Source organism: Pseudophaeobacter sp., assembly GCF_048267565.1.
GTDB lineage: Bacteria > Pseudomonadota > Alphaproteobacteria > Rhodobacterales > Rhodobacteraceae > Pseudophaeobacter > Pseudophaeobacter profundi.
This window is the reverse complement of the sequence record NZ_JBLWXG010000018.1, coordinates 1-16,076: the sequence shown is the minus strand read 5'-3', so window position 1 is coordinate 16,076 and position 16,076 is coordinate 1. Positions and strand designations below refer to the sequence as shown.

Sequence of the window (16,076 nt, the reverse complement as noted above, 5' to 3'; positions counted from 1 at the left end):
CATAAATTTCTGCGCATAGGACTACCCACAGGCCGTTACCCCCCGGGAAGGACCCGTAAAAACATGCGGCGAGCGCCAGACCAGGCGACCAAACCGATCTGGCGCGGCGTCGGTGCCAGCCACCCGATCAATGCGAGCAGCAGCAGCCAGGCGGGGGGATCTTCCCGCACGATCAGCGTCTCGACACGCTCGCTGCGAACGCCGGTGCGGCCAGCGCTTTGTTCGATGGTGCGCGCCTGCGGGCGCACGATCCGCTGATCTGAGAATTCAGCACTGCCCAGCGTTTGGGCATTGGTGCGGCCCACCTGCACATTGGCGGCGACATTCGTGCCCCCGCCTGCCAATTCAGCGAGCTGCCCAACAGGGGTGCCGCATGAAGCCAGCACCAACAGCCCCGGGAGACATGCCCGCAGGGCCATCAGGTGTGACCGCCCTTGGCCTTAACCACCCGGGACACGGCAAAGGTGCCTGTAGCCACCAGCAGGCCGCCCAGGACCTCGGCCAGCGGTTCAATCTGCAAGGTAATTGTGCCTGCTGCCTGATCAAACGAGGCATATCCCTGATTGGCCAGCCATCCGCCCGCGAAATACAGGCCGATACGCGCCAAAAGTGCCAAATTGTTCTTCATATCAGGCCTCATTGTTTGAAATTGGGGTGCCGTTTGATGCAACCAGGACCGCTTTGCCGGTCACCTTTTCGTTGCGGGGCCAACGCGCGCTTAGAAGACGGTTCTTGGCAATTCGGGTCACGTTGACAGAGTTTCTCTGGTTCCCGCCCAGCACATGAAAGTGTGTCGCGTCCTCGCCGTGGTAAAAGCCGACATGACCCTGCCAAGCCGCCTTTGAGCCGCGCCAGAAAACCAGCGTTGCGCCCAAGATCGGCTTCACTTCCTGCCCCCAGCGCTGCCAATTCCGCGCGCCTAAAGAGTTCTTTGGCAGATCGATGCCCGGCAAGGCTTTGCGGTGACAGGTCGCCACAAAAGCACCGCACCAAGCCACCTCTCGCGGGTCGATCCAGCTCACCGATTTGTCAAACCACTGACGCAAAAGCGATGTGTCGCGCGCCTCATGTAGGCCACGAATGGCGGATGCCTCTGCCATCCAAGGCGCTTGCCCCCGACGCTCACTGGGCCGTGTCATGATGGCGGCAATTGTCAAAGGCCCGAGGTATGGGCGCGGGCGCAGGCCGACAGAGCGCTTAAAAGCGACAATAGCGGCATCTGTCTTGGGGCCGCGCAAACCATCGATAGGCCCCGGATTGAAACCCAGCTCAAGCAAACGTCCTTGAATGGCCTTGAAATAGCTCATGGCTGCCTCCTATTGGCTTTCGGGAAAATAGTTGGATGGGGGCGACCGCCGATCTAACCGCGCACGAATATCAACCAGCGTTTCGAGAATGCGGTCTAGGGTGGCATCCTGCGCACTGATCCGTTGTTCAACCTGGCGCAGGCGAGGGTTGATACTCTCGAGCTGATCCTCGAGCCGCTGGAAATCATCCAGCGCAACAACCTGCCCCTCGAGGCGGGAGATCGTCGCCTCTGTCACTGACATGCGCGTGTTGAACTGCCCCCAGGCAAAGGCAAGGGAGGTAAGGATTGTCGCCAGGCTCAGGATTGTGCCCAGTGAAATATTCTTGGTGATTGTCGGCTGCGACATGCAACTGCGCCCTCTTCGCTAACTGACGGCGGTCACGCGCGCCCGTAGGTTTGAGGTAAAATCGCTGAAAGTTAAGGCGCACGCCTCTGGCAGTTTTCTTGAATAGCGTGGCCGTTCGGAATTTATATCACGACAACGGAAATGTTGTGTATTTAAATACACACCACCCCTTGCGTTAACGGTGGGTTGTGTGTATTTATTTACACATGGAACGGAATAGCAAAAAGATCATCAAGAAGCTACTCGAGCAGGGCTTTACGAAAGTGTCTCAGAACGGTTCGCACGTAAAACTTCGCAAAGGGTCGCAGACAGTGATCATACCCCATCCAAAGCGCGACTTGCCGACTGGCACAGCCCGCGCGATTGCAAAGCAGGCGGGCTGGATTTGATCCAGCCCGTAGGCACCGCAAAGGGTAGCTATTCAATAACACGCCACGCTTGGCCAAAAGCAATAGTGACAAAAGTCACATAGACAACAAACGGAGTCGGTGAATGGGTAAAACAACATGACATATATCGCGGTAATCCACCATGAGGAAGGAAGCGCCTACGGGGCGCACTTTCCCGATGTTCCGGGTTGCTTCGCAGCCGCAGACACCTCTGCTGATATTCTGAAAAACGCCATTGCAGCGTTGGATGATTATTTTGCAGATGGTCATGAGGTGGTTAAACCTCGTGATATCGAGGCGATTAAAAAAGAAGTAACCGAGGATCTGGCAGAAGGCGCTTACCTTTTGGCAGTTCCCTACATCGCAAGATCTACAAAGTCTGTGCGTAACAACGTCAGCATGGATCGCGCTATGTGGGCTGCAATTGACGATGCAGCAGACCTGGCAGGGCTGACACGCTCTGCATTCCTTGCCATGGCAGCGCGCAAGGAAATCCAACAGGAATATAGCGACGCCTGAGAAATGACTCCCGCGCCCTTTCGCGCGGGAGTCAAAGTTTTGCCGTTTGGATTAATCCTCAACCAAATTCCAGGGTGCAACAGGTCAGATGCCCGATCTGCTCAGCCCCATCCCTCTGGCGTAATTCGGTGCCTGTTTCATTCAGTATCGAATTTTATCGCACCAATCGAGGCTGCCAATAATCTGCTGCATCCAGCAAGCTCTGGACGGTTTTCGGCTCGACGCCCAGCTCTCTGGCAATCTCTGCCTGGGAAGCACCTGCATCGCGCAGGCGCAACGCATGGTCTGCGGCATAGGCCTTTCTGAGAGCAAAACAGGACGGCAGCTCAACAATGCAGTTGCCATGGCTGAAACTGAGGCGTGTGGCGGCCTCTAGGCCGATCATAGAGGCGATACGGTGCTCTGCGGTCATATCGGTTGGGACATACAGAGAGCGGCGCCAGCGGCGCTTTCCGCTGGCGCGCGTGCCTTCCATCAGCCGCACCGCATCACCGCGCCCAATCACCTCGGCAATCTCTTCAACGCTTTCAGGCAACGGCACCCTTTTCCCTCGCCCTTCGGCAAACTCAGCAAGGGGGTAGCGCACCACATCAGGCAAGGCGAGCTGCTGGGCCATGACCTTTGGCGCTGGGCGGTTAGGTGCGGCACGCCCAGCGCGTCCAGCACGCTCGAGAAGCCCGCGCAGTTCGCGGATCTCGGCTTGCAGCTCTGCCTCTTTACCGCCCAGCACGCCCTGATCTTCATCAAAGGGCAGCCCCTGCTCTATGCCCATGGTTTAGCCCTTCGCCTTGGTGATCTTGATTTCGCGCCCCTGGGCGGCAAGGATCGCCTTTTTCAGCTTGAACACCTCGGTTTCGTGTCCCTTACGATCCTCAACAACAGTGATGCCCAGCGCGTTGTCGACATAGACAAAATCCGCACGGTAGACCCGCTGCTGTTTTCCGCCATCGGTCATAATGGGGCCGTCCCGCCCGACTAGGCCGATATCGACCTGGCGCTGCAGCCCACAGATCTCGCCTGCCGCCTGCATCAGCTTCAACTCTTCCCAGCGCTGGGCCTCTGTCTTGCTGTCATGGGTGATGCCGTCTGCCGTTGTTGTGCGCTTGGTTCCCCTTACACGGCGGCGGTCTTCTCCCTGCTCTGTCTCGGCGCGCTGGGCGGCTTGGTATTCCTGTGCTGTCATTCGCTCTGTCATGGCTCAGCTCATCCCCAATGCTTCTTTGTACATTTCGAGCACCGCCTCTTCCTCGGCGATATCGTCTTGGTCGCGCTTGCGCAGGGCGATCACCTTGCGGATCACCTTTGTGTCGTAGCCGCGGGACTTTGCCTCTGCCATGACCTCCTTCTGCTGCTCTGCGATATCCTTCTTTTCAGCGTCCAGGCGTTCAAAGCGCTCAATGAACTGGCGCAGCTCAGTTGCCGTCGCCCGGTAGCTTGCATCTGCGGCCTGATCAAAATCTTGGTCTGCCTTCATAGGGGGCTTGCCCTGGCTTTGACGCTGCTTGTCATGGGCCCCCTTGAGGGCGTTCGCAGCAATATCATCAGAGGCGGCTGCCAGGGCTTTCACCAGCGCGGCCTTGTCGGCGTCTTTGGGAAGATCACTGTTCAGGGCAATAGCTGCGCGGATCGTATCAATCGTGGCGACTTCCCGTTTCCCGATATGATCGGCTGCAGACACAATGCCCTGTTCTTCCATGCGCTCAACCAGGCGGGAGGCCTTGTTGTAGCCAATGGCAAGGTGTCTCTGAACAAACGAGGTGCTGGCCTTGCCCTCTTTCACAACCAATGCGGCCGCACGGAAGTAGAGGGCGTCACCTTCGGATTTCAGCGGTTCTGTTGGATTATCGAGCATTGCGATTTCTCCCTTGGTTGGCTTTGAGCTTTTGGCCAGCGAGTTTGAGGGCGCGGGCAATATCGGCAGCATGCGGGTTTTCTTTTGGACTGCAGTGGGCCAGCTGGGCCTGCGCCGCATATGCGCCTCGGATCTCATCAAGGCTGTTCAACCTGATCGTGCGGGGCATTGTGCAGATCCGGCCTTTCTGGGGGGCCCGAACCATGCAGTCGCCTAGCTCGAGATCCACGGTGACCACCACGTTGCCAAAGCGGGTGCCGTGCAGATCTGGGTTTGCGTGTTGGGCGCTCATACGTTGATCCCCGCCGCGCGGCACTGCGCTACCGAAACCAGACCGGCTGTGATGCACTCCCCTGCCTGGCTGACCTTGATGGTGCGGGCCCATGGCTTGCGGGCTTGGATATCCTTGGCGCGCTCTTCCAGCACCTTCTGCGGATCCACGGATGCAACCGGCTTGGTCACATGCTGGCGCCAACGCTTTTCCTCAATCCAGTTCTCGGAATATTTGATGTAACGCGGCTGATTGCCCTTCTGCTCGACGGCATAGGCCTTGGCCCCGACCAGGATCTTGGCTGGGGCTGTGCCCTCGCCCAGCGCCTTGCGCAGTGCATCCTCGGTTTTCTCTGCGTCGCCCATTCGGGGGAAGGCATCGGCGAACTGATCGAAGAAACCAGAAAAATCAAAATCTAGTTGTTGTGTGTGGTCGGCGTCAGCCGCGCACAAGGTTCTATTATGGTTCAAAGGATGGTTTGGGTGCATCTCCTGCACGGGTGGGGGTGCATCTCCTGCACCTGTCGGGCGCATCTCCTGCACCCGTGCATTTAATGCACCCGCTATATGTTGTGGTACGGGTGCATTTGCTGCACGGGTCTGGGGGAGGCTCGAAACCGTGTTGAGATTGATCCGGTATTCGACTGTGAAGCCGTTTTTGCACTTTCGCTGCCCGACTTCGGAGACGATCCCGGCCTCTACCAGATCGGCAATATTGGTCTGCACAGTGCGCTTGCTTTTCATTTCCAGATCGAGCGCCATGTTGCCCTTGCTGACCCAGATCCCTGAGCCGTCATCGCTGGCAGCGTCGGCCATATAAAGCAAGATTGCCTTCTTGGTGGGCGAACCCACTACGCGGCGCTTGATCAGTGCATGTATCTCGATGCTCATGCCCCTGCCCTCCGTTGAATGAGTGGCAGTGACGGGAGAACCCGCCTCTGGCGCCTGCCTGCGCCCCGGTGATTGCACTTACCGGCCCATGAAAGGTCATGCCGTCCGCGCCGGACCCGGTATGCAGTGCAGTTTTGTTGTTCCGCTGTCCCGTGATGTTCAGCGTGAAAGATTTCCGGCGCGTGTTCGGAAAAGGAAAAAGAGCCAGAGGCGCGCGATTGAGAATCACGAAACCCTGCAATCCTTGAAAACCGTGGGATGCGCGGCAGGTCTCGACCCCTGCCGCGCGCATTCATCCCGCCCCAATACAAGGAACCGACGGAATGAAATCCGTTTTCCAGCCGCGCAATGCGGCCAGTTTGAATGCCGATCATTTGCGCCCCCTGCTAAAGGAGGCTCGAGCCCAATGACGGCACCATTTGCAAACACGATAGATCGCCTGGCGGCTGTGGTCGCTGAGAAGTGGTATGCGGCTCTTGGTGCGGCTGGCCTGGTCGCTGGCGTCTGGACCATGCTCATTGGTAGCCCCCACGACGATCTGCTGATCGGCTCGATTGCCGCTGCCATGATCGGCATCGGTTTCGGAGAAGCGGAAACGCACACCTTCCGGCAGCGTGTATACTCGTTCGGCGTGGTCGAAATCCCCTACCGGAAGCTCACTCCCGCTGGGGTGATCCTTTACATTGCAGGCTGTGCAGGCTTGGTCTTTGCCGTCCTGCGCGGGCTGCACCTCTACCTCGGCACCAATTGACCGCATAACGGCATCAAATGCGTGCTTGTCCAGAGGCCCGCTCATGTGCGGGCCCCGATCTGACCAAAGCTTGCATTTTCGCAACCTATAGGTGATGTTCTGCATGGTGAAACAATCGAAAAAGCAAGGGCCGCGCGGGCCAAGCCCGACTTGATTGCACCTTTCGTTAGCCCCCCAAAAGAGGCCAAACATAATGAGCGAACCACAGCTGATGCAGTATATCGAATGCAACGTGGAACTAACCTGCCCAGGTCCGTCAGAGAACGTAGCTCGAGGTTGGACTGCTGCGGCACTGAGAAAGATTGCCGACAAACTAGAGCGCGGCGAATACCAAGATGGACATCACGAGGTGACTGACCGCATCGGAAAAAAGATAGGGGAAGTCTATTTCGACTTCTCAAAAGGCGATTTTTTCGACGATTCCAACACTTAGTAAGACCATCGAGATCTGAGCCATGACCAAGTGAACCAAGGGCTGCAAGCGAACCATTCATGCCGCCACGACCTTCGCCCAGGTCGATTTCAAGGCGGTGCGGCTTATCCTGTGGCCCTCTCATGTGCGGGCCCCGATCTGAACACAGGTTGCACAGCCGCAACCTCTGGCAGATAGTCCGGGCATTGATGATACCGTTTGATTGCGGGCCGCACCTCGCACGCGCGACCCGCTACACCCCTTGCTTCGCAAACAAGAAAGGAGCGATTTCGCTTTGGCATACTTTTGGACAAACCGATTCAAGAGTGAGTTTGATGAGGAGACGGATTCTTGAGCCGAACCTTCAAACCCATCATTACAAATTTGACCTACCGTGATGCCGCTGGGGCAGAAACTGATCGGGCTGTCACCTTCCTTTTTCAAGAAAGCAGGGGCGGGAAAATTTACCTTCATGGCTGGTGTGATTTGTACAATGACGCCCGCACATTTCGCCTTGATAGGATCACTGGCTTGACCTCGGAGGGAGGCCAAGTACTCGAGACCGAAACATTGCTCGGCGAACTTGAGACAGGCAGCATCGACGACATTCCTGATGAGTTTTGGGAAGCCGACGAGCCAGACGGTTTTGAAGTTGAGGCACTTGCTTCCGACATTGAAGAAGAAAACCCACTCACCAAAAAAACTGTCGAATTCTACTGGGGAATAGCCATTCTGCATTCGGGCTTCATTTGGTACGCTTCTGGCCTTGGCTGGGCAGTTGTCGTTTTGACCTTCTATTGCGTGCTGGCCTTTTTCGTCGCGAGATGGTGGAATAAACGTCGCAAAAGTAGTTGAACTTCCCATCATGCCGCCTCCTCCATCGCCTGCCCAAAAAAGGCTGGCGCGTTCGGGTCGGTCAGAATGACCAGCAGCGCGATATGGCTGGCGGGGGCGGTGACTGCCCCCCACCAGTTCAGCGCGGTTTGAAAGCTCACGTCGCAATACAACGCCACTTCGCGGGGGCTGTTGAAGCGGTGACGAAAATAGGCCGACCAAAGGTCCGGCGCATTGGCCTTTAGGGCATACGGGTCAAACTTATTTGACCAAGACTTTTGCCCAGCGCGCGGCAGATCCTGCGAGCATGGGGTATCATTGTTCACAATCAGGGTCAGACGGGGGCGGCTCATGCTGCCCCCTCCGACTGTGCCGCAGCGGGCGGCGGGTTTTCCGCCATATAAGCGCGCAGCCGCTCGGCCACATCCAACGTACAGCTTTTGCCATTTTTCAGGCGGTGATAAAGTCGACTATTCCCAACACCTCGGCTGGTAACCGTCGCCGGAGCGATCCCCCTCAAAGAGGCAAAAGTCTCGATATCCGAAATCAGGTGTGCAGTAATCATGTTGCCATATAGGGATTATTATCCCCAAATGACAAGGGACAATCGTCTCCTATTCCTGACGACCAATAGGGAATATTGTCACCCCATGCCTTTGACATTCAGAGAAGCGCTCAACGGAGCAATGGCCGCATCAGGACTTTCGATGCGAAAACTAGCCGAAAAGGCTGGTGTTTCTTACGAGCAGCTGAAGAAGATCAATCAGGGAAAGACGCAAAGCACCAATGCAGAAGATGCTCTACGGCTTGCCGCCGCTACAGGCGTTTCACTTGAAAGTTTCATGGCAGGCGACTTCCAAGTAGCCCCAACCATCGCAATCGCTGGTAAAGTCGGTGCTGGTGCCCAGGTCCCCCTGTTTGACGTCTATGAAAAAGGCGACGGCCCCCAGGTCGAATGCCCGCCCGGACTATCCCCCCATGGCATTGTCGCGGTAGAGGTCGAGGGCGACAGCATGGAACCTGTCTATTCTGCCGGGGATCTGCTGTTTTACACCCGCAACGGCCATGACGCCGTGCCGTCGGATGACATTGGTCACCGCTGCGTCTGCGAAGATGAGGACGGCATGGGCTGGGTCAAGCAGATCAAGCCCGGCGACGAACCGGGGCTATTCCACCTGATTTCCCTGAACCCCGGCGCGAACAATATATGGAACGTCCGGCTCAAGTGGGCGGCAAAGGTTCGGCTCCACTGGCCCGCCGAACTCGCTAGAAAAACCAACTAAAAGATGCTGCGGGCGGAAACCGGACCTTAGCTGCGCCTGCGAAGGGGCTGGGCCAGACTGGTAAAAGCGGGCATTAGCCCCCTATTGGATCGAATCCTAGTGCTGCGCTGCACATCAGGGGGGGTGCTGTGCCTAGGGGCGCGAAATTGGCAGGGTCGCGGCTTTGCTTTTGGCTGACAGTATATCCGGCGGTGATGTGCTTTGGCGTAGGTCTCCCCGCCGGAATGAACAAAAGGGGGCGGCCTGCTTAGGGCCGCCCCCGTTGATTTGTGAGCCTCAGAAACGGAAGCTGTACTGGAGGTTAAGCCCGAAGCTTTCGTAGCCCGCAGCGCCAAGCCCGTCGTAGTCGGCAGCGCCTGTGAGCAACCCGCCATTGGGCCAGGTATAGGCGAGACCAAAGCGCAGCGCGGCGCGCCAGCCGGAGTAGGATGGAATGACCGTTTGTGCCACTGCGGTGCCGCTGGTTGAGGACCAGATCCCCGAGATGCCGCCGGTCAGGTCCAGCTTGCCTTTTGCCACGGCGACCGGATGCGCGACATCAAGACCAAAGGCCGCTTGGCGCAGGTGGATCTTCTGGGCGCCGATCCGATTGCCGAGGCTGTCGGTATAGGCCTTTTGCTCTTCATTCGCATAAGAGACGTCAAAGAAGGGCGTCAGCAGGCTGCGACCATAGTCGACAGTGCCCGAGAGCTTGGCCTGGGCCAGCACCCGTGTGGTGTCGAAATCATCCTCATAGGTGCCAAAGGGCGAGATCCGGTTTGAGGTTTCACCGTAGAGCAGGCGCCCTTCCAGATAGAGGTTCGGCGCGGGCAGCTGGGCCACCACATAGGGGCCGGCCATCCAACCGGTGCCACTGACAGAGGCTGCCCCATCGTCCTGCGACTGATGATCAAACTGCAGCATGGCACCGATCAGCAGCTGCCGGTTCACCGTGATATGTCCGCCCAATGCGCCAAAGGCGTAGCGGGTCTCGGCGCTGTCGTTCTCGCTCCAGTTACCTTTCAGGTTGAACCAGATCGGCTGACCCGAACGCGAGGCGATATTGAAGGTGCCGGCGGCGCGGGTGACCGAAACATCGGCGCTGCCCTGCGGGGAACCCGCGCCAGAGAGAAAGCCTGTCAGGCCGGGCTGATTGGCGATCAGCTGATTGGCGCGCGACTGCATAAAGCCTGCGATCTGTTTCTGCGTCTCGATCACCGTGGTGTCAGCAATCACCAGGGTATTGGATGCGGTGGTGTCATTGCCCGCCGCATCTTCGGCGGAGGCCGCAGGCACCTGCAGGCTGATATCGCCGTTTCCGGTGCCGGTGATGCGGGCGGTGTAGACCGCGCCAGACCCCGTCAGCCCATCCACAGTGGCATTGGTTGCGGTGATATCCGTGGCGTCAAAACCAATGACGGTTTCGCTGAAGGTCACGGTAACATCAAAGCCAAGGGCGACGGATTGGCCATTGGCGGGGCCGCCGCTGATCACCACATCCGGGGCGGTGGTATCCGCAATGGCCGCTGTCGCCACCGAGGTGTTGCCGCTGCTGTCTGTGGCGGTCACCTGCACATTTCCGCTGGGCTGGGCCGTTGCCGATGTGACCGAGTAGCTGCCAGGTGCTGCGGCGCTGGTGTTTGCACTGCTTACGGCGCGGGTAAAGGCGCGGTTGCTGGTGCCGCCCGAGGCGGTTGTCTGCTGTTGCGATTGATCAGGGAAGGTGATGGTCACCAGCGCACCGGGTTCGGTGGTGCCGGACACCACCAGGCGCCGATCGGGGAGAACGTCAATATTGGCGATTGTTGGTGCGGAGGGCGGCGAGACATCGGGTTCAGAAATGATAACGCTAAAGCTGACCTGAGCGGCGGTATTGCCGTCTCTATCCGTGGCGTCCATGGTCACAATTGTGGTGCCAATAGGGAAGTCATAGGCGCCGCTGAGCACTGTATCGCCGACTCGGTAGGTGATCATCAGGTCTCTGTCGGTGTCATCGCTGACCGCACCAAGGTCGGTCACATCTAACGAGGCACTGGTAGCATCCAGCTCTGCAATCACCGTCTGGGTGTCTGGCGCTGTCAGCACTGGGGCGGCATTGCCAAGGATGGTGACCGTAAAGCTGACCTGACTGGCGGCATTCCCGGTGGAATCTGCCGCATGCATGGTGACGGTGGTGACGCCAATAGGGAAGTCATAGGCGCCGCTGAGGACAGTATCGCCGACCCGATAGGTGATCACCAAGTCGCTGCCGAGATCATTGTCAGCCACTGATCCAAGGGTGGTCACATCCAGGGATACGGTGCTGCCGTCCAGCACGGTCTGGGCGGTCTGATTGTCCGGCGCGGTCAGCACCGGGGCCTCGGCGTCCAACACGGTGACATTAAAGCTGACCTGCGCGGCTGCGTTATGGTCTGTATCCGAGGCATCCATGGTGACGGTGGTGACCCCGATGGGGAAGTCATACGACCCGGTGACTGGCCTGTCCTTGATGCTGTAGGTGATGGAAAGACCGGTATCAGCATCATCACTGACTGCGCCAAGTTTGGTGACATCCAGCGCGACCGAGGCGGCTCCTGTTGGGGCGGTCAGGCTCTGGTTGTCTGGCGCGGTGATTACCGGGGCGGCATTGCCAACAACAGTTACAAGGAAACTGGCCATATCGGATTCATTCCTGGCCGCATCCGCCGCAGTCATGGTGACGGTGGTCTCTCCAATTGGGAAATCATAGGCTCCGTCGAGCAGGGTCCCATTCACCCGGTACGCAATGGCGATAACACTGTCGACGTTATCGGAAACCGACCCAAGGCCGGTGACATCCAAGGATGCGGAGCTGCCATCCAGCGCCGTTTGGGCGCTTTGATTGGCGGGCGCGGTAATTATCGGGGCCTCGGCGTCACTGACCCGAATGGCAAAGCTTTGCTGCGCGGCGGGGTTATGATCCGTGTCCGTGGCATCCATGGTGACGGTGGTGACGCCGACAGGAAAGGCATAGGCGCCGCTGAGGACCGTTTCGCCCACCCGGTAGGTAATGGCGACAGAACTGTCTGCATCATCGTTAACCGAGCCAAGCCCTGTCACGTCGCGTGTGTGGGTGCTTTCACCGGGATCGGTATTGGCAAAAATGGCGCCGGGGGGCGTTAGCACCGGTGCGGCATTGCCAACAACAGTCACAATAAAGCTGGCCATATCGGCTTCATTTCTGGCGGCATCTTCCGTCACCATGGTGACGGTGGTCTCGCCTATCGGGAAATCATAGGCACCGTCGAGGTGGGTACCACCTACCCGGTAGGTGATGGGCAGGTCACTGTCGACATTGTCAGCCACAGACCCCAGATTGGTTACATCCAAGGATACTGTACTGCCGCCTAGCGCTGTTTTGGCGCTCTGATTGGCCGGCGCGGTGATCACCGGGGCCTCGGCGTCACTGACCCGCACGGTAAAGCTGACCTGGGTCGCAGCATTATCCGAGGAATCGGTGGCGTCCATGGTGACGGTGGTGTCGCCAACGGGAAAGGCATAGTCCCCGCTCACAGTGGTGCCACCGATCTTGTAGAGGATCTCGACATAGCTATCCCAGTTATCGTCGCCAGAGCCCAGTGTGGTGACATCCAGCGTGGCGGTTGCCAGCCCAGTCTCTGTCGAGACTGAAAGATCCGCAGGCGGCGTCAGTACCGGCGCAGTACTGTCTCTTTCTCTTAAGGGGGAAGTGCTGTAATCGGTGACGTAACGATAATTCCCGGCCGCATATTGCGGCGTATTGCTGTGCAGGGTGAAGGCAAAACCTATGTCAGAATCATACTCGTATTCGATATCCGGCCCGGTATTTTTTGTCAGGCTGATCTCACTGACATCTACACTCAGACATTGAGCGATTACTGCTTCCGTGATTGTGTCCTCGTGCATGTACGCGTTGCCATGGTCCCACTGCCCCCCTCCAGAATAACTGTCTGGGAGGTGGCCGGAAATCCTGACATAGGCAGTCTGGTAGTGGTAGTGCACCTCTGTTTCGACATAGCAGCTCCCAAACGGTGACCAGTGGAAATAGTCATCCATCTCGTCAAAGGCCAGCGCGGGCTGGGCAAGCATGCCCAGCACAATCGGGGAGAGGCGCGCAGTTATTCTATAGGTGCTCAAATGGGTCTCCAGTGCGAAAAATCGGTCCAGTTGAAAGACCTATAGTCGGGCGAATCTTAGCTAGTGGTGAACAGGTGTAATAAATCAGTCACTTTCAGCATTAAGTGGATTATACGAACTAAAGTGAGCAAATTAAGCAGGTTACCGGTTTGGAAAATCAGGCGACCTTAGCGGTGACACGCAGCGTTCAAGGGTTTCTAGCCCCAGCCAGTCCCATTGCGCCTGTGCTACCGAACCGATAAAATGCTGCGCAATATGTCGAACGACTGCTTCGGGAACGCTGCGTAGCAGCACCTGAACATGTGCCCAAAGCCAGCTCTGGGCCGTAGTCAGGTCCCGCCGCCCGCTGGACCTGACTTTGCAATGGTCGCTATCTGCGCGTTGCTGCTTCCCGCGATAATTGACAATACCCCACCCAAGCTGCTGAAGGCCCGAGGCGGTCGGCTACTGAACGGTAGACCATCCCCCTATTTCACAACGTTTCGCAACATGAACGTTGTGCTCAAATCAAAATGTGGGGACAATTTTCCCCTAAATATATTGACAGGGATTTTTGTCCCCTATATCAATCATCACATCAACCGATGGAGGATTGAATGAACGACATTACCAAAACAGCCCGCCAGATCGTCACCTCGCCCGAGGATCACCTGCACGACACCAGCCTGTTTTCTGCAGCTTGGGCCACTATGAAGGCCGCGCGCGGCCAGGGATTTGACCCGCTGCGCCTGCACCCTCAGCACCTGATCGGGCAGCCCACACCAGCCCCCGAACCTATTGACCAGACCCTGAACCGGGTTGGCGAGACTGTGCGCAGCTATGCCGCCAAACAGGGCTACCGGGTTCAGCGCCGCCATGCGGCTTGATCCATCAGACCGCCTTGCCCGGATGAATTCCACAACGCGGCGCAAGCAGAACCTATGGGCCTGCCAGCGGGCACCCCCGCAGCCCCCATAGGAAAGCCGGACAGCGCTAGGAGGACAGCGCCAGTCCAATCTTTCAGAATTCCGCGCATTCATCCCGACTGCGCGGATTAGCGCGGGCGGCTCAGTCCTCCTCCAAAGTTCACCGCCCGCGCATCAACGCCACCGAGGTCACACCATGCCCCCAAACAGCCTGGCCGCAGCCGCGGCTGAAATCACCGCCCAGCAGGGCCTTTGCAAGATCCTGCGGTTTCAGGATCTGGGCGGCGAACTGACCCCGCCCAGCGATGATCCATCCGATTGGTGGGAACCGGAAAACCTGACCCACCGCGCCGAACTGCACGGTATCACGGCAAGCGCCGACAACTTCTTTGCCGCCATTCTCACCTGGACGGCAGCGGCCCATAAGGCTGGCGCCCGCAACCGCCGCGCCACTGATGGCCGCCCAGACTGCCCCTACAACGGACAGGCGCTGGCGCCCAGCGCCAGAGACACACCCGCAGCGTGATCGCTGCCCAGGGGCGCGGCAAGCCCACCACTTACGGATACCCGCACAATCGGAACGGAAAGGAAACACAGATGAACGCCCACACAGATTTCAAAGGGATCACTAAAACCCGCACCGCAACAGTTGATATTAGCGAATTGCGCGCCGCGCTAACCTGGACCAGCAAGGCCAAGGGGCGCTTTCGCACTATTCCGGTTCTTGGCATGCACCGCTTTGACGTGAACGAAAACACGCTTTCCGTGACCACCACCGATCTGGATATTGAGGCCTGCAAGCTCATCGAATGCGAGGCCAAGGGAAAGTGGTCATTTCTGACCAATGGTGCGAGGTTGATCAGCCTGCTGAGCAGCATGTCCGGCCGGGCTGAACTCGAGATAGATGCACAGGAAGAGCACATCACGCTGCGCGCCGATGGACTGGAACTAACCCTAAACCAGATGATCACACCGAGCGACTGGCCCACGTTTGAATTGACCCGTCCGAAGGGACAGGTAGAGGTCAGTGAGACAGCGCTACACCGTGCGTTAAGACTGGTCTCCCCCTGCATTTCGTCAGAGGCAACTCGCTACTATCTTAACGGCATCTTCTGGACCCGAGATGGCGAGAAGAGCCGGATGGTCGCCACCAATGGGCATCAATTGGCGCGGCTGGATCTGGATTGCCCAGCACCACACACTGACGTGATCATCCCCCGCACCGCCACGACCATCCTACAATCCATACTGTCCGCAAAGGGCAACGAGACTGTAGAGGTAGTTTACCACGGTAATGATCGGGTGACTTTCAACAAGGGGCTATACTCGCTTAGCACCAAGCTGATCGATGGAACCTTTCCAGATTACACACGCGTCATTCCAACGGACACAGGCCCGATTGACGTGGTGATCACCAGAGAAACCGCCCGACGCCTATTGGCTGTCACCGATGAGTGCTCCAAGGCCTGCAAGATCAGCCCATCAAAGGCAGAGGTTTCGGTAAAGTTGCAGAATGAAGGGGAGCTTCGGATCCCGATTGGCACCCAAGCCAAGGGCGGCGACGATATCGGTTTCCATACGCCATACTTGGCCACCCTGACCCGTTGCGCTGGCGACCTGCGCCTGCGCGCCTTGAATAAGAGCGCAGCGGCCCGCCTCACAAACGAGGACAACAAAGATCTACTCTACGTCCTTATGCCGATGCGCGTTTGATCTCCAAACAAGCCCACCACTCACGAACAACGGCCGCGCCCCTAGCCCTTTTTCACTTTTTCAGGAGATAGCACCTTGAACGCATGGATGATTGCATACCTCGCCCTGGGCTTTTTTGGCCTTGGCCTCCACCTGGTCTGGCGCGGTCAGCCTCGAAACGACCAGTACAGCTTTTGGGGCGCCTTGGCCTCTTGGTCAGTCCCGGTTTCCCTCCTGTACATGGCAGGCGCCTTTCACCTCCCCAATTAATTTCTGCCAGCGCGACCCGGCGCGCCCAAAAATGGAAAGCCTATCAGCATGGCAAAAGTTCTGATCGGATGCGAAACCAGCGGAGTCGTGAGAGAGGCATTTCTCGCCCTTGGGCACGATGCCTGGTCCTGCGACCTGCTCCCGTCTGACACGCCCACCAACTGCCACATTCAGGGCGACATTCTCGACGTGATGCAGGGGGATTGGGATCTAATGGCCGTTATGCACCCGCCTTGCACC

At 57.9% G+C, this 16,076-nt stretch carries 19 protein-coding genes and 2 pseudogenes; 10 read left to right on the top strand and 11 right to left on the bottom strand.

What is annotated here, in order from left to right:
* Positions 1 to 35: 35 nt before the first annotated feature.
* From ACN0VH_RS20070 to ACN0VH_RS20055, 4 genes are read right to left on the bottom strand one after another with little or no spacing between them, the layout of a single operon-like run.
* On the bottom strand, positions 36 to 419 hold the full coding sequence (locus ACN0VH_RS20070; protein ID WP_417702279.1) for a bacteriophage spanin2 family protein: 384 nt from the start codon (positions 417 to 419) through the stop codon (positions 36 to 38).
* On the bottom strand, positions 419 to 628 hold the full coding sequence (locus tag ACN0VH_RS20065) for a Pam3-gp28 family putative phage holin (protein WP_417702277.1): 210 nt from the start codon (positions 626 to 628) through the stop codon (positions 419 to 421). The genes ACN0VH_RS20070 and ACN0VH_RS20065 overlap by 1 nt, the downstream gene beginning before the upstream one ends.
* Position 629: 1 nt before the next feature.
* Positions 630 to 1,307 carry an NlpC/P60 family protein gene (locus ACN0VH_RS20060; protein WP_417702275.1) on the bottom strand — a complete coding sequence of 226 codons (678 nt, stop codon included), beginning with the start codon at positions 1,305 to 1,307 and terminating at the stop codon, positions 630 to 632.
* A 9-nt stretch (positions 1,308 to 1,316) separates the two neighbouring features.
* A complete protein-coding gene (locus ACN0VH_RS20055; RefSeq protein WP_417702273.1) occupies positions 1,317 to 1,655 on the bottom strand; it encodes a hypothetical protein in 339 nt (112 codons plus the stop codon).
* Between the two features lie 206 nt (positions 1,656 to 1,861).
* On the opposite strand from ACN0VH_RS20055, the gene ACN0VH_RS20050 reads away from it, so the two are divergent.
* Together ACN0VH_RS20050 and ACN0VH_RS20045 are read left to right on the top strand one after the other, a co-directional pair.
* A complete protein-coding gene (locus ACN0VH_RS20050) occupies positions 1,862 to 2,044 on the top strand; it encodes a type II toxin-antitoxin system HicA family toxin (protein ID WP_417702271.1) in 183 nt (60 codons plus the stop codon).
* 117 nt (positions 2,045 to 2,161) lie between these two features.
* Positions 2,162 to 2,563 carry a type II toxin-antitoxin system HicB family antitoxin gene (locus tag ACN0VH_RS20045; RefSeq protein WP_417702269.1) on the top strand — a complete coding sequence of 134 codons (402 nt, stop codon included), beginning with the start codon at positions 2,162 to 2,164 and terminating at the stop codon, positions 2,561 to 2,563.
* A gap of 154 nt (positions 2,564 to 2,717) precedes the next feature.
* Here the strand turns inward: ACN0VH_RS20045 and ACN0VH_RS20040 are convergent, their stop codons facing one another.
* The 5 genes and pseudogenes from ACN0VH_RS20040 to ACN0VH_RS20020 form a co-directional block, all read right to left on the bottom strand.
* Positions 2,718 to 3,335, bottom strand: coding sequence for a hypothetical protein (locus ACN0VH_RS20040; protein ID WP_417702267.1), 618 nt, complete (start codon positions 3,333 to 3,335; stop codon positions 2,718 to 2,720).
* Positions 3,336 to 3,338: 3 nt separating this feature from the next.
* The gene (locus tag ACN0VH_RS20035) at positions 3,339 to 3,758 is read right to left on the bottom strand and encodes a DUF1064 domain-containing protein (protein WP_417702265.1); all 420 of its coding nucleotides are present in this window, start codon (positions 3,756 to 3,758) and stop codon (positions 3,339 to 3,341) included.
* Between the two features lie 3 nt (positions 3,759 to 3,761).
* Entirely contained in the window at positions 3,762 to 4,037 is a 276-nt protein-coding gene (locus ACN0VH_RS20030; protein ID WP_417702332.1) for a DUF2312 domain-containing protein, read from the bottom strand.
* A 177-nt stretch (positions 4,038 to 4,214) separates the two neighbouring features.
* Positions 4,215 to 4,415 (bottom strand): annotated as a pseudogene (locus tag ACN0VH_RS20025) (DNA translocase FtsK); the annotation flags it as partial.
* 288 nt (positions 4,416 to 4,703) lie between these two features.
* On the bottom strand, positions 4,704 to 5,576 hold the full coding sequence (locus ACN0VH_RS20020) for a helix-turn-helix domain-containing protein (RefSeq protein ID WP_417702263.1): 873 nt from the start codon (positions 5,574 to 5,576) through the stop codon (positions 4,704 to 4,706).
* 406 nt (positions 5,577 to 5,982) lie between these two features.
* Between ACN0VH_RS20020 and ACN0VH_RS20015 the strand changes: the two genes are divergently transcribed.
* The 3 genes from ACN0VH_RS20015 to ACN0VH_RS20005 all read left to right on the top strand — a co-directional run bounded on the left by ACN0VH_RS20015 (position 5,983) and on the right by ACN0VH_RS20005 (position 7,594).
* Complete coding sequence (locus tag ACN0VH_RS20015; protein WP_417702261.1) at positions 5,983 to 6,327, top strand: hypothetical protein; 345 nt, start codon at positions 5,983 to 5,985, stop codon at positions 6,325 to 6,327.
* A gap of 193 nt (positions 6,328 to 6,520) precedes the next feature.
* Positions 6,521 to 6,760: a hypothetical protein gene (locus ACN0VH_RS20010; protein WP_417702259.1), complete on the top strand. Its 240-nt coding sequence runs from the start codon at positions 6,521 to 6,523 to the stop codon at positions 6,758 to 6,760.
* Positions 6,761 to 7,090: 330 nt separating this feature from the next.
* Positions 7,091 to 7,594: a WYL domain-containing protein gene (locus tag ACN0VH_RS20005; RefSeq protein ID WP_417702257.1), complete on the top strand. Its 504-nt coding sequence runs from the start codon at positions 7,091 to 7,093 to the stop codon at positions 7,592 to 7,594.
* Between the two features lie 8 nt (positions 7,595 to 7,602).
* On the opposite strand, the gene ACN0VH_RS20000 is transcribed toward ACN0VH_RS20005, so the two are convergent.
* The gene (locus ACN0VH_RS20000) at positions 7,603 to 7,926 is read right to left on the bottom strand and encodes a hypothetical protein (protein WP_417702255.1); all 324 of its coding nucleotides are present in this window, start codon (positions 7,924 to 7,926) and stop codon (positions 7,603 to 7,605) included.
* 240 nt (positions 7,927 to 8,166) lie between these two features.
* Between ACN0VH_RS20000 and ACN0VH_RS19995 the strand changes: the two genes are divergently transcribed.
* Positions 8,167 to 8,856 (top strand): XRE family transcriptional regulator, encoded by a 690-nt coding sequence (locus ACN0VH_RS19995; protein ID WP_417702254.1) that lies wholly within the window; start codon positions 8,167 to 8,169, stop codon positions 8,854 to 8,856.
* Positions 8,857 to 9,132: 276 nt separating this feature from the next.
* On the opposite strand, the gene ACN0VH_RS19990 is transcribed toward ACN0VH_RS19995, so the two are convergent.
* A complete protein-coding gene (locus tag ACN0VH_RS19990; protein WP_417702252.1) occupies positions 9,133 to 12,969 on the bottom strand; it encodes an HYR domain-containing protein in 3,837 nt (1,278 codons plus the stop codon).
* Positions 12,970 to 13,565: 596 nt separating this feature from the next.
* Between ACN0VH_RS19990 and ACN0VH_RS19985 the strand changes: the two genes are divergently transcribed.
* The 4 genes and pseudogenes from ACN0VH_RS19985 to ACN0VH_RS19970 all read left to right on the top strand — a co-directional run.
* A complete protein-coding gene (locus ACN0VH_RS19985; RefSeq protein ID WP_417702250.1) occupies positions 13,566 to 13,835 on the top strand; it encodes a hypothetical protein in 270 nt (89 codons plus the stop codon).
* Between the two features lie 235 nt (positions 13,836 to 14,070).
* The gene (locus tag ACN0VH_RS19980; protein ID WP_417702249.1) at positions 14,071 to 14,400 is read left to right on the top strand and encodes a hypothetical protein; all 330 of its coding nucleotides are present in this window, start codon (positions 14,071 to 14,073) and stop codon (positions 14,398 to 14,400) included.
* Positions 14,401 to 14,471: 71 nt separating this feature from the next.
* Complete coding sequence (locus ACN0VH_RS19975) at positions 14,472 to 15,587, top strand: DNA polymerase III subunit beta (RefSeq protein ID WP_417702247.1); 1,116 nt, start codon at positions 14,472 to 14,474, stop codon at positions 15,585 to 15,587.
* A 297-nt stretch (positions 15,588 to 15,884) separates the two neighbouring features.
* Positions 15,885 to 16,076 (top strand): annotated as a pseudogene (locus ACN0VH_RS19970) (hypothetical protein); the annotation flags it as partial.

Excerpts from the sequence above, each read along its gene's own strand:
- ACN0VH_RS20000 (WP_417702255.1), bottom strand. The coding sequence starts at position 7,926 with ATGAGCCGCCCCCGTCTGACCCTGATTGTGAACAATGATACCCCATGC.
- ACN0VH_RS19995 (WP_417702254.1), top strand. The coding sequence starts at position 8,167 with ATGACAAGGGACAATCGTCTCCTATTCCTGACGACCAATAGGGAATAT.
- ACN0VH_RS20055 (WP_417702273.1), bottom strand. The coding sequence starts at position 1,655 with ATGTCGCAGCCGACAATCACCAAGAATATTTCACTGGGCACAATCCTG.
- ACN0VH_RS20030 (WP_417702332.1), bottom strand. The coding sequence starts at position 4,037 with ATGAAGGCAGACCAAGATTTTGATCAGGCCGCAGATGCAAGCTACCGG.
- ACN0VH_RS19985 (WP_417702250.1), top strand. The coding sequence starts at position 13,566 with ATGAACGACATTACCAAAACAGCCCGCCAGATCGTCACCTCGCCCGAG.
- ACN0VH_RS20060 (WP_417702275.1), bottom strand. The coding sequence starts at position 1,307 with ATGAGCTATTTCAAGGCCATTCAAGGACGTTTGCTTGAGCTGGGTTTC.
- ACN0VH_RS19975 (WP_417702247.1), top strand. The coding sequence starts at position 14,472 with ATGAACGCCCACACAGATTTCAAAGGGATCACTAAAACCCGCACCGCA.
- ACN0VH_RS20065 (WP_417702277.1), bottom strand. The coding sequence starts at position 628 with ATGAAGAACAATTTGGCACTTTTGGCGCGTATCGGCCTGTATTTCGCG.
- ACN0VH_RS20045 (WP_417702269.1), top strand. The coding sequence starts at position 2,162 with ATGACATATATCGCGGTAATCCACCATGAGGAAGGAAGCGCCTACGGG.
- ACN0VH_RS20040 (WP_417702267.1), bottom strand. The coding sequence starts at position 3,335 with ATGGGCATAGAGCAGGGGCTGCCCTTTGATGAAGATCAGGGCGTGCTG.
- ACN0VH_RS20010 (WP_417702259.1), top strand. The coding sequence starts at position 6,521 with ATGAGCGAACCACAGCTGATGCAGTATATCGAATGCAACGTGGAACTA.
- ACN0VH_RS20035 (WP_417702265.1), bottom strand. The coding sequence starts at position 3,758 with ATGACAGAGCGAATGACAGCACAGGAATACCAAGCCGCCCAGCGCGCC.
- ACN0VH_RS20070 (WP_417702279.1), bottom strand. The coding sequence starts at position 419 with ATGGCCCTGCGGGCATGTCTCCCGGGGCTGTTGGTGCTGGCTTCATGC.
- ACN0VH_RS20015 (WP_417702261.1), top strand. The coding sequence starts at position 5,983 with ATGACGGCACCATTTGCAAACACGATAGATCGCCTGGCGGCTGTGGTC.
- ACN0VH_RS20050 (WP_417702271.1), top strand. The coding sequence starts at position 1,862 with ATGGAACGGAATAGCAAAAAGATCATCAAGAAGCTACTCGAGCAGGGC.
- ACN0VH_RS20020 (WP_417702263.1), bottom strand. The coding sequence starts at position 5,576 with ATGAGCATCGAGATACATGCACTGATCAAGCGCCGCGTAGTGGGTTCG.
- ACN0VH_RS19980 (WP_417702249.1), top strand. The coding sequence starts at position 14,071 with ATGCCCCCAAACAGCCTGGCCGCAGCCGCGGCTGAAATCACCGCCCAG.